The organism is Pseudomonas sp. RGM2987 (assembly GCF_022952855.1).
Lineage (GTDB): Bacteria > Pseudomonadota > Gammaproteobacteria > Pseudomonadales > Pseudomonadaceae > Aquipseudomonas.
Genome location: NZ_JALJDX010000104.1, coordinates 1 through 11,033 on the forward strand (window position 1 = coordinate 1; position 11,033 = coordinate 11,033).

Genomic DNA, 11,033 nt, shown 5'->3' on the forward strand with positions numbered 1-11,033 from the left:
CTTCGCAGCCCAGCGGGAGCAAGCTCCCTCGCCACAGTGGTTGTGCCGGACTTAACTGATTGGCAGTGACCTCTTGGCTGCCGCGTATTGTAGTTGCTCACTCACATCCCTTGCCGGGCTTTTTGTTATGCGTGGAGCCAACAACCTGACCCGCTCGAACCGCAAGCGGGCCTTCAATCAAATTACTCGGCGGTGACCAGGCTCGGCGAACCGAGATTGGCCAGGCGCACGCTGTTCTGCACCTGCTGGACCTCACCCGGAGAACCGATCGGCCCCAGGCGCACCCGGTGCAGGGTCTGCTGGTTGCGCACGATCGAGCTGATGAACACCGGGGCGCTCACCATCGAGCTCAGCTTGGACCGTAGCAGCTCGGCAGCGTCCGGGTTGGCGAACGCGCCCACTTGCAGATACTGGCCAGACGCTGGTGCAGAAGCGTTTTTTTTTGCATCGAGCTGTACCGGCAGCACGGCCGCGGCATGTTGCTGCGGCGGTGGTGTCCACTGCTCGACCGTGCCGGTGGACGCCGTCACGGTCGGCGCGGCATTTTGCGCGACTTTTGGCTCGTTGAGCATCAAAGGCGCCGGACGGCCACGTTGGGCCCACCATTCCTGCGGGTCAATGCCCTCGACCTTGACCCGCGCGGTGCCGATTTCGGCGTAACCGAGTTTCTTCGCCGCCGCATACGACAGGTCGATGATGCGATCGGAATAGAACGGCCCCCGGTCATTGACCCGCAGGATCACGCTCTTGTTGTTGTCCAGGTTGGTCACCCGCACGTAGCTGGGCAGCGGCAGGGTCTTGTGGGCCGCGCTCATGCCGTACAGGTCGTAGACCTCGCCGTTGGCGGTGTTCTGGCCGTGGAACTTGGTGCCATACCAGGACGCCGTGCCCGAAGCGACATAGCGCTTGGAGTCGGCCATCGGGAAATAGGTCTTGCCCAGCACCGTGTACGGGTTGGCCTTGTAGGGCCCGGTGTGCAGGGTCGGCGTGGCGTCAGGAATGCGCGAGACGTCCACGTCCCACCACGGCGCGCCGTCCTTGTGGGCCCGGTTGATGTCCAGGCCCGGCATGGCGCGCACGGCGCTGGTATTCTTCTGGGCCGGCGCACGGCTGGTCGAACAACTGACGACCAGCAGCGACAGCGCGGCCAATGCCACGAGCTTGAGGGGCTTGGCTTTCAGGGGTTGATAGGTAGGCAATGCCCGCATTATTTGACGCCCCGTGCTTTGACCAGCTCTTCTGACAGTTGATGCACGGCCATGGCGTACATCACGCTGCGGTTATAACGCGTAATCGCGTAGAAATTCTTCAGGCCCATCCAGTATTCGGGGCCCTGCTCGCCTTCCAGGCGGATCGCGGTGACCGGCATGTCGTCACGCAGCGCATCATGACTCGACCAGCCCAACGCTCGCAACTCCCCAACGGTTTTCGTCGGTTCGATGCCCTCGGTCAAGCCCTCGTCCACCCGCTCGCCCCGCACGTCGGCACGGCTGACCACCGGCTGGCCGGCCTCCCAGCCGTGACGCTTGAAATAGCTGGCAACACTGCCGATGGCATCGGTCGGGTTGTTCCAGATATTGATGTGGCCGTCGCCGTCGAAATCCACCGCATAGGCGCGGAAACTGCTGGGCATGAATTGCGGCAGGCCCATGGCCCCGGCGTAGGAGCCCTTGAGGGTCAGTGGATCGACCTGCTCTTCGCGGGCCAGCAACAGGAATTCACGCAGTTCCTTGCGGAAGAACTCGGCCCGTGGCGGGTAATCGAAACCCAGGGTGGACAGTGCGTCGATCACCCGGAAGTTGCCGGTGTTGCGGCCAAAGAAGGTCTCGACGCCGATGATCGACACGATGACCTGGGCCGGTACGCCGTACTCCTGCTCGGCGCGGGTCAGGGCCGCCTCGTGCTGGCGCCAGAAGTCCACGCCCCGGGCGACACGCGCTTCGGTGATGAACATCGGCCGGTACTCGTTCCACTGCTTGACGCGCTCGGCGGGCCGGGAAATTGCGTCGAGGATCGACTGCTTGCGTTCGGCCTCGCGGAACACCCCCATCAGTTGCTCACCGGCAAAACCGTAGTCGCGGGTCATCTCGCCGACGAACTCGGCCACCTGCGGCGAGCCTTCGTATTCGCCGGCAAAGGCCTGCGACGCACCGCCCAGAAAGCCCACCAGGCCGATCCACGGCGCATGTCGCGTCGACCAGCCACGCATTGCTTGCATTGAACTCTTCACCTTATTCAAACCTGCGCGATCCACTTGCGATGGGTATGGATCGACATCAAAACCCCAAACGCTGACAGTAGTGTCACCAGCGAAGTTCCTCCATAGCTGATGAAGGGCAACGGCACGCCCACCACCGGCAACAGGCCACTGACCATACCGATGTTGACGAAAACATAAACAAAAAACGTCATGGTCAGGCTGCCGGCGAGCAATTTACCGAACAGCGTCTGCGCCTGGGCGGTAATCACCAGCCCCCGGCCGATCAGCAGCAGATAAATAAGCAGCAGCACACAGATGCCCACCAGGCCGAACTCCTCGCCCATCACTGCGATGATGAAGTCGGTGTGGCTTTCCGGCAAAAAGTCCAGGTGCGACTGGGTGCCCATCAGCCAGCCCTTGCCGAACACCCCGCCAGAACCGATGGCAGCCTTGGACTGGATGATGTTCCAGCCGGTGCCCAGCGGATCGCTCTCCGGGTCGAGGAAGGTCAGGATGCGTTGCTTTTGATAGTCATGCATCACGAAGTACCACATGGCCACCGACACCGGCACCGCGATGGCCAGCACGCTGAGGATCCAGCGCCAGCGCAAGCCGCCCATGAACAGCACGAACGCGCCGCCGGCCAGGATCAGCAGTGACGTCCCGAGGTCCGGCTGGCGCACGATCAGGATGAACGGGATGCCGATCAGCAACAGGCTGATACACACGTGCTTGAGCTGCGGCGGCAAGGTGCGCTTGGACAAGTACCAGGCAATGGTCGCCGGCATGATGATCTTAAGAAATTCCGAAGGCTGGAAGCGAATGACGCCAGGGATGTTGATCCAGCGCGTGGCGCCCATGGCGTTGTGGCCCATCACGTCCACCACCACCAGCAGGCTCACGCCCACCACATAGGCCAGCGGCACCCAGCGCGCCATGAACCTTGGTTCGAGCTGGGCAATGACAATCATCGACACCAGGCCGATGCCGAACGAAGTCGCCTGCTTGGCCAGCAGGTCCCAGCTCTTGCCACTGGCCGAATACAGCACGAACAGGCTGCCGGCGGCGAGGATCAGCAACAGGATCAACAGCGGACCGTCGATGTGCATGCGCTGCAACAGGGTCGCTCGACGGCGCATCACATCTTCGCTGGAGAGGATCCGGTCGAAATTATTCTTCACGGGCCGTAGCCTCCGCGGTGGTAGGGCTTGCGTACTCAGGCTTGAGCTGGCCGTGCTCATCCAGCAACCAGGCGTCCATGACCTGGCGGACCACTGGCGCGGCGACGCCGGAACCCGACTCGCCGTTCTCGACCATCACCGCGACAACGATCTTCGGGTTGTCGGCCGGGGCAAAACCGACGAACAAGGCGTGGTCGCGGTGGCGTTCCTGGACCTTGGAGCGGTCGTACTTCTCGCCCTGCTTGATGGCGACGACCTGGGCGGTACCGCTCTTGCCGGCGATGCGGTAAGGCGAGCCGATAGCGGCCTTGCGCGCCGTGCCCCGGGCGCCGTGCATCACCTGCTGCATGCCGTTGTTGACCTTCTGCCAATCCGACGGATTGCGCAGGATGATGTCCGGCATCGGGTTCGGGTCCACCGGCTTCTGGCCTTCGATGGTCTTGGCCAGGTGCGGGCGATACCACTTGCCCTTGCTCGCCACCAGGGCGGTGGCCTGGGCCAGTTGCAGCGGCGTTGCCTGCATGTAGCCCTGGCCGATCCCCAGGATCAGCGTTTCACCGGGGAACCACGCCTGGCGCCGGGTCGCCCGTTTCCATTCCCGCGATGGCATCAGCCCGGGGGACTCCTCGAACATGTCCAGGGAGACTTTCTGACCGATGCCGAACTTGTTCAGGTAGGACGACAGCCGATCGATCCCCAGCTTGTGCGCCAGGTCATAGAAGTAGGTGTCGTTGGACCGCATGATCGCCGTTTCCAGGTCCACGTAGCCATCGCCGGTGCGGTTCCAGTTGCGGTACTTGTGGTCGTAGTTGGGCAATTGATAGTAGCCAGGGTCGTAGACCCGGCTCGACGCGGTCACCACGCCTGCGTCCAGCCCGGCAATCGCCACGGCCGGCTTGATGGTCGAACCCGGCGGATAAAGACCGCGCAGCACCCGGTTGAACAGCGGCCGGTCGATGGAATCGCGCAACTCAGCGTACGCCTTGAAGCTGATGCCGGTGACGAACAGGTTCGGGTCGAAGCTCGGCTGGCTGACCATCGCCAGCACCTCGCCGGTGGCCGGGTCCAGCGCCACCACGGCGCCACGACGCCCGCCCAAGGCAGCTTCGGCGGCCTCTTGCAGCTTGATGTCCAGGCTCAGGACGATGTCCTTGCCCGGGATCGGGTCGGTGCGCTTGAGCACCCGCAGCACGCGGCCACGGGCGTTGGTCTCGACTTCTTCGTAGCCCACCTGGCCGTGCAGCTCGGGCTCGTAGAAACGCTCGATGCCGGTCTTGCCGATATGGTGGGTGCCGCTGTAATTGACCGGATCGAGGGTCTTGAGCTCTTTTTCGTTGATCCGCCCCATGTAGCCGACCGAGTGGGCAAAGTGCGGCCCTTGGGGATAATGCCGCACCAGTTGCGCCACCACCTCGACGCCGGGCAAACGGAACTGGTTCACCGCGATCAGGGCGATCTGCTCTTCGGTCAGCTCGAACAGGATCGGCACCGGCTCGAACGGCCGTCGCCCCTGGCGCATGCGTTTCTCGAAGATCGCCCGGTCATCGGGCGTCAGTTGCAGCACTTCGACGATCACGTCGAGCACTTGCTGCCAGTCGCCGGAGCGCTCGCGGGTCATGCTCAGGCTGAAGCTGGGCCGGTTGTCGGCCACCACCACGCCGTTGCGGTCGAAAATCAGTCCGCGGGTCGGCGGAATCGGCTGCACATGCACCCGGTTGTTTTCCGACAGGGTCGAGTGGTACTCGTACTGGATCACCTGCAGGAAATACAAGCGCGCGATCAGCACGCCGATCAGCGTGACCACCGTAATGGCACCGAACACGACGCGGCTACGCACCAGGCGGGCGTCTTTTTCGTGGTCCTTGATGCGGATCGGCTGAGGCATGAGGGCAGGGTTACTTGTGGTAAGGGTGCCCGGACAGGACTGTCCAGGCACGATACAACTGTTCGCCGATCAGGATCCGCACCAACGGGTGCGGCAGCGTCAATGGCGATAACGACCAGCGCTGGTCGGCCCGGGCACAGACTTCCGGCGCCAGCCCCTCCGGGCCACCGACCATGAAATTGACCGTGCGCGAATCCAGGCGCCAGCGGTCCAGTTCCACCGCCAGTTGCTCGGTGCTCCAGGGCTTGCCGTGGACTTCCAGGGTGACAATCCGCTCGTTCGGCCCGACCTTGGCCAGCATGGCTTCGCCTTCCTGGCGGATGAAGCGCGCCACGTCGGCGTTCTTGCCACGGGTATTGAGCGGAATTTCCACCAGTTCCAGGGCCAGCTCGGACGGAAGACGCTTGGCATATTCATGCCAGCCTTCTTCCACCCACTTGGGCATGCGAGAACCGACGGCGATCAGGCGCAGTCGCACAGCGGTCCCTTATTGCTGGTCTTTGTTGAGCTTGGTGAAGTGCTCATGGGTGTTTTCCGGGCTGTGGTGCGCGGCGCTGGCCGAACGGCTCTGCTCGGCACCGGCCCACAGGCGCTCCAGGTCATAGAACTGGCGGGCCGAGGCGGTCATCATGTGCACGATGACGTCGTCCATATCCAGCAGGACCCAGTCGCTGTCGCCCTTGCCTTCTTCACCCAGCGGCTTGATGCCCTGGGCCTTGACCGCTTCGCGGACCTTGTCCAGCATCGCGCCGATCTGGCGGTTGGAGGTACCGGTGGCGATGATCATGAAGTCGGTGATGCTCTGCTTTTCACGAACGTCGATCACCTGGATGTCCTGGGCCTTGACGTCTTCCAGGGCAGCCACGGCCACCTTGACCAGATCTTCACCGGCCAGGACCACGCCCGTGTGCGCCTCGACCGGCAGCGGGGCGCTCTTGAACGTGCCTTTGCGCTTTACTTTGCTTACGTCTTTGTCAGTCATATAAAACTCGTTTTGCTCATGTGTTCGGGCGCTTCGCTACACGCATTCACGTGCCTGGAAGCGCGCCTTGTTCAGTTCGACGCACGGTACAGCCCGTGCGCATCGATGTAGGCCAGGACCGCGTCGGGCACCAGGAAACGTACCGACTTACCGCTGGCCAGCAGTTGACGGATCTGGGTGGCGGATACCGCGAGCGGCGTCTGCCAGACGAATGCAATCTGTCCGCTCGGCCCCTTGAGGGCCAGCGGGTCGCTCACCGAGCGGGCCGCCAGCAGGTTGCGCAAGGCATCCGGCGGCTCGCTGTCGGCATCCGGGCGTTGCAGCACCAGGATGTGGCAATGCTGGAGCAACTCTTCCCAGCGATGCCAAGTGGGCAGGCCGCAAAAAGCGTCCCAGCCCAGAAGCAGAAAAACCTGGGCATCGGCGGCGAGTTCCGCACGCATCAGCTCCAGGGTGTCAATGGAGTAGGACGGTTTGTCCCGCTGCAATTCGCGGGCGTCCACCACCAACGGCGCCACACCGGCCACCGCCCGTTCGACCATCGCCAGACGGTCCTGCGCCGACACCTGCGGCGCATTACGGTGCGGCGGCCTGGCGCTGGGCACCAGGCGTAGCTCATCGAGGCCCAGGGCGTCGGCGACCTCCAGCGCACCGCGCAAATGGCCGATGTGCACCGGGTCGAACGTGCCGCCCAGGATACCGATGCGCCGGGGCGCGGTGGTCGTCACAGCGGCTGACGGGTCGAGATCGCCCAAGTCAGACCGGCTCCTGTCCGCGCAACTGGCCGTCGCCGACCACGATGTACTTCTCGCAGGTCAGGCCTTCGAGGCCCACCGGGCCGCGGGCGTGCAGCTTATCAGTAGAAATGCCGATCTCGGCACCCAATCCGTATTCGAAACCATCGGCGAAGCAGGTCGGGGTGTTGATCATCACCGAGGCCGAGTCCACTTCAGCGACGAAGCGCCGGGTTTCGCCCTGGTGCTCGCTGACAATCGAGTCGGTGTGGTGCGAACCATGACGGTTGATATGTTCGATGGCTTCATCCAGCCCGTCGACCACGCGGATCGACAGGATCGGCGCCAGGTATTCGGTGTCCCAGTCTTCTTCGGTGGCAGCATTCGCCTCGATGATCGCCAGGGTGCGCTCGCAACCGCGCAGTTCGACGCCTTTTTCGCGGAACTGGGCGGCCATCGATGGCAGGAATTGCTGCGCAACGGCCTGGTCCACCAGCAGGGTTTCCATCGCGCCGCAGATGCCATAGCGATAGGTCTTGGCGTTGAAGGCAATGCGCTGGGCTTTCGGCAGGTCGGCGTGGGCGCTGACGTAGACGTGGCAGATGCCATCCAGGTGCTTGATCACCGGCACGCGGGCGTCGCGGCTGATCCGCTCGATCAGGCCCTTGCCACCGCGTGGCACGATGACGTCGACGAACTCAGGCATGCTGATCAGCGCGCCGACGGCGGCGCGGTCGGTGGTTTCCACCACTTGCACCACGGCGGCCGGCAGATCGGCCTCGGCCAGGCCGCGCTGGATGCAGGCGGCGATGGCGCGGTTGGAATGAATCGCCTCGGAACCGCCGCGCAGGATCGTCGCGTTACCCGACTTCAGGCACAGGCTCGCCGCGTCGATGGTCACGTTCGGCCGCGACTCATAGATGATCCCGACCACGCCCAGGGGCACGCGCATCTTGCCGACCTGGATGCCCGACGGCCGGTAGCTCATGTCGCGGATCGCGCCGACCGGGTCCGGCAGTGCCGCGACCTGACGCAGACCGACGATCATGCCATCGATGCGGGCCGGAGTCAGCGCCAGGCGCTCGAGCATGGCCGGCTCCAGGCCATTGGCCCGGCCGGCGGCCAGGTCCAGCTCGTTGGCGGCGGATAACTCGGCGCGAGCGGCGTCCAGCGCATTGGCGGCGGCTTGCAGGGCGCGGTTTTTCTGCGCGGTGCTGGCACGGCCGATGATGCGCGACGCCTCGCGAGCGGCGCGACCCAGGCGGGTCATGTAGTCAAGAACGGACTCAGTCATGGTCTGTGTGGTCTTGGCGGTGAGGAAAGCGGCAGATTATAGCTGTCGTAACCCTCGACTAACAGCAGCACCGACAGTCTGGTCGTACGCGAGTGACCGATGGGGCATGAAAATGGCTGTAAACCGGTCAATTGGAGTCCCTTGTGGCGAGGGAGCTTGCTCCCGCTCGACTGCGCAGCAGTCGCATTCGATTTGAGATGAAAGCGTTTGGGGCTGCTACGCAGCCCAGCGGGAGCAAGCTCCCTCGCCACGGTAAGTGCTCTAGCAGCAAGCGCTCTGCCCAAAAAACGCGCAACCTTTTAAGGAGCCCACCAGTCATAACGGCAAGCGTTCAGCCGTGATTAAGTTTTCCATTGCTATGATCGCGCCTCCTTTGGCCTCACTCCGTTTATCGACATGACCGATCTGCCTCGACCGCCAAACGCCCTGCCCCACTCGTTCTTCGATCGCGATGCCCAGGTGCTTGCCCGGGACCTGCTGGGCAAAGTCATTCGCCATAAGGTCGGCGACCTGTGGCTCAGCGCCCGGATCATCGAGACCGAGGCGTATTACTTCGCCGAAAAGGGCAGCCATGCCTCCCTGGGCTATACGGAAAAACGTAAGGCTCTGTTTCTGGATGGCGGGCACATCTATATGTACTACGCCCGGGGCGGCGATTCGTTGAATTTCAGCGCCCAGGGCCCAGGCAATGCGGTGCTGATCAAATCGGCGTATCCGTGGGTCGACACGGTTTCCGGCCCGGCGAGCCTGGCCCAGATGCTGCTGAACAACCCCGACGCCCAGGGACGCCCGCGCACCCCGCAAAAGCTCTGCGCCGGCCAGACCCTGCTGTGCAAGGCCCTGGGACTGAGGGTGCCGGAGTGGGACGCCAAGCGCTTCGACCCCGAGCGGCTGTTGGTGGAAGACGTCGGCGTGCCCACGGTGAATGTGATCCAGACCACTCGTTTGGGTATCCCATTGGGGCGCGACGAAGACCTGCCCTACCGCTTCGTCGACGCCGCCTACGCCCCCTGGTGCACCCGCAACCCGCTGCGACGTGGACAAGTCGAGGGCCGTGATTATTTTTTGTTGTCCTGAGCGACACAACACAAATCCCCTGTGGGAGCGGGCTTGCTCGCGATGGCGTCGGATCAGCAGAATTGATAGCGGCTGTCACACAGTCTTCGCGAGCAAGCCCGCTCCCACAATGGATCTTCGGTGACCACGGACTTCCGTTCACCACCAGCCCCTGTGGGAGCGGGCTTGCTCGCGAAGGCGTCGGATCAGCAGAATCGATAGCGGCTGACACACCGTCTTCGCGAGCAAGCCCGCTCCCACAGGGCCCTGGCGTAGCCGATCAATCTTCTATGGAGTTGTCCTTATGGGCCCATGGCTCGATAGCATCACCGCTTGGCTGACCGTCAACCCGCAATGGCTGGCGGTGGCGGTGTTCATTGTCGCTTGCGTCGAGTGCCTGGCCATCGCCGGGCTGATCGTGCCGGGCACGGTGTTGTTGTTTGCCATAGCGGTGCTGGCCGGCAGTGGCGCGCTGTCGTTGGGCGAGACGTTGCTGCTGGGCCTGCTCGGGGGCTTGCTCGGGGACGTGGTGTCGTACTTTCTGGGGCGGCATTTCCACCAGAACATCCGGCGCCTGCCGGGGCTGCGGCATCATCCGGAATGGATGAGCGCGGCGGAAAACTATTTCCAGCGCTACGGCATCGCCAGCCTGCTGGTGGGACGCTTTATCGGCCCGCTGCGCCCCATGTTGCCGATGGTTGCAGGGATGTGCGACATGCCATTCCCGCGTTTCGCCGCCGTCAGCGTGCTGGCCGCCTCCGGTTGGACCGTGGCCTACCTATTGCCCGGCTGGGCCACCGGGGCGGCATTCCGCCTGCCGCTGCCCGAGGGTTTCTGGCCCCAGGCCGGCATCGTCATCGGCAGCATCGCCGTGATGATCGGGCTGAGCGTCAACAGCAGTATGCGCCGCCATCGACACGCCGCCGCGTACATTGCCGGCCTAGGCCTGCTGATCCTGATCGGCCTGTTTCTCGGGTTCGGCTACCTGAGCGCCTTCGACCAAGGCCTGATGACCCTGGTCCAGGAACATCGCACCCCGGTGCTGGACGAAATCGCCGTGACCTTCACGCTGATCGGCGAATTCCGCAACATGCTGATCTTCAGCATCCTGCTCACCGGCTTGCTGTTGCTGGCCCGCCAGTGGCGCCAGGCGATCTTCGCCGGGGGCACGATGTTGCTCACTTCCCTGGCGAACACCGGCAGCAAACACTTCTTCGCCCGCGTGCGCCCGGAGATCCTCACCGACCCGCTGACCAGCTACAGCATGCCCAGCGGCCATGCCTCCGGCGCATTCGCGCTGTTCCTGAGCCTGGCCATCCTGGCCGGACGCGGTCAGCCGCCGCGCCTGCGCCTGACCTGGCTATTGCTGGGTTGCCTGCCGGCATTGGCGATTGCCCTGTCGCGGGTGTACCTGGGGGCGCATTGGCCGAGCGATGTAGTCGCCGGCGCCATGCTCGCCGCCTGCGTCTGCGCCGCCATGCTGTGGCTGAGCCAGCGCCCGGCCCCGCTGCCGGCCATGCCACCGAAAATCTGGTGGTTGATCCTGCCGGCGCTGGTGGCAGCGTTCAGTTTCTTTGCGTTGCGGCATCTGCCTCATGGGATGTTGAGGTATGCCTATTGATGATCGCGCGCCCTTGTGGGAGCGGGCTTGCTCGCGAATGCGGTGGGTCATCCAGCACATGTGTCGAATGACACACCGCC

General features: G+C 63.8%; 10 protein-coding genes. 2 read left to right on the forward strand and 8 right to left on the reverse strand.

Annotated elements, in window-relative coordinates; genetic code table 11:
• Positions 1-182: 182 nt before the first annotated feature.
• The 8 genes from RGM2987_RS02075 to RGM2987_RS02110 all read right to left on the reverse strand — a co-directional run bounded on the left by RGM2987_RS02075 (position 183) and on the right by RGM2987_RS02110 (position 8,276).
• The gene (locus tag RGM2987_RS02075; RefSeq protein ID WP_245138464.1) at positions 183-1,208 is read right to left on the reverse strand and encodes a septal ring lytic transglycosylase RlpA family protein; all 1,026 of its coding nucleotides are present in this window, start codon (positions 1,206-1,208) and stop codon (positions 183-185) included.
• The gene (mltB, locus tag RGM2987_RS02080) at positions 1,208-2,218 is read right to left on the reverse strand and encodes a lytic murein transglycosylase B (protein WP_245138465.1); all 1,011 of its coding nucleotides are present in this window, start codon (positions 2,216-2,218) and stop codon (positions 1,208-1,210) included. The genes RGM2987_RS02075 and mltB overlap by 1 nt, the downstream gene beginning before the upstream one ends.
• Positions 2,219-2,235: 17 nt before the next feature.
• The gene (gene rodA / locus RGM2987_RS02085) at positions 2,236-3,339 is read right to left on the reverse strand and encodes a rod shape-determining protein RodA (RefSeq protein ID WP_245138472.1); all 1,104 of its coding nucleotides are present in this window, start codon (positions 3,337-3,339) and stop codon (positions 2,236-2,238) included.
• 31 nt (positions 3,340-3,370) lie between these two features.
• Complete coding sequence (gene mrdA, locus RGM2987_RS02090) at positions 3,371-5,266, reverse strand: penicillin-binding protein 2 (RefSeq protein WP_245138466.1); 1,896 nt, start codon at positions 5,264-5,266, stop codon at positions 3,371-3,373.
• A 10-nt stretch (positions 5,267-5,276) separates the two neighbouring features.
• Positions 5,277-5,744, reverse strand: coding sequence for a 23S rRNA (pseudouridine(1915)-N(3))-methyltransferase RlmH (gene rlmH / locus RGM2987_RS02095; protein ID WP_003185785.1), 468 nt, complete (start codon positions 5,742-5,744; stop codon positions 5,277-5,279).
• A gap of 9 nt (positions 5,745-5,753) precedes the next feature.
• Positions 5,754-6,248: a ribosome silencing factor gene (gene rsfS, locus RGM2987_RS02100; protein ID WP_245138467.1), complete on the reverse strand. Its 495-nt coding sequence runs from the start codon at positions 6,246-6,248 to the stop codon at positions 5,754-5,756.
• Between the two features lie 71 nt (positions 6,249-6,319).
• Positions 6,320-7,003 (reverse strand): nicotinate-nucleotide adenylyltransferase, encoded by a 684-nt coding sequence (nadD, locus tag RGM2987_RS02105; protein ID WP_245138468.1) that lies wholly within the window; start codon positions 7,001-7,003, stop codon positions 6,320-6,322.
• Between the two features lies 1 nt (position 7,004).
• On the reverse strand, positions 7,005-8,276 hold the full coding sequence (locus RGM2987_RS02110) for a glutamate-5-semialdehyde dehydrogenase (protein ID WP_245138469.1): 1,272 nt from the start codon (positions 8,274-8,276) through the stop codon (positions 7,005-7,007).
• Between the two features lie 396 nt (positions 8,277-8,672).
• Between RGM2987_RS02110 and RGM2987_RS02115 the strand changes: the two genes are divergently transcribed.
• Positions 8,673-9,353 carry a DNA-3-methyladenine glycosylase gene (locus tag RGM2987_RS02115; RefSeq protein WP_245138470.1) on the forward strand — a complete coding sequence of 227 codons (681 nt, stop codon included), beginning with the start codon at positions 8,673-8,675 and terminating at the stop codon, positions 9,351-9,353.
• 283 nt (positions 9,354-9,636) lie between these two features.
• The gene (locus RGM2987_RS02120; protein ID WP_245138471.1) at positions 9,637-10,953 is read left to right on the forward strand and encodes a bifunctional DedA family/phosphatase PAP2 family protein; all 1,317 of its coding nucleotides are present in this window, start codon (positions 9,637-9,639) and stop codon (positions 10,951-10,953) included.
• Positions 10,954-11,033: the final 80 nt, after the last annotated feature.

Coding starts and splice junctions, on each gene's coding strand:
- rsfS (WP_245138467.1), bottom strand. CDS start 6,248: ATGACTGACAAAGACGTAAGCAAAGTAAAGCGCAAAGGCACGTTCAAG.
- RGM2987_RS02115 (WP_245138470.1), top strand. CDS start 8,673: ATGACCGATCTGCCTCGACCGCCAAACGCCCTGCCCCACTCGTTCTTC.
- RGM2987_RS02120 (WP_245138471.1), top strand. CDS start 9,637: ATGGGCCCATGGCTCGATAGCATCACCGCTTGGCTGACCGTCAACCCG.
- RGM2987_RS02110 (WP_245138469.1), bottom strand. CDS start 8,276: ATGACTGAGTCCGTTCTTGACTACATGACCCGCCTGGGTCGCGCCGCT.
- rodA (WP_245138472.1), bottom strand. CDS start 3,339: ATGCGCCGTCGAGCGACCCTGTTGCAGCGCATGCACATCGACGGTCCG.
- mltB (WP_245138465.1), bottom strand. CDS start 2,218: ATGCAAGCAATGCGTGGCTGGTCGACGCGACATGCGCCGTGGATCGGC.
- mrdA (WP_245138466.1), bottom strand. CDS start 5,266: ATGCCTCAGCCGATCCGCATCAAGGACCACGAAAAAGACGCCCGCCTG.
- RGM2987_RS02075 (WP_245138464.1), bottom strand. CDS start 1,208: ATGCGGGCATTGCCTACCTATCAACCCCTGAAAGCCAAGCCCCTCAAG.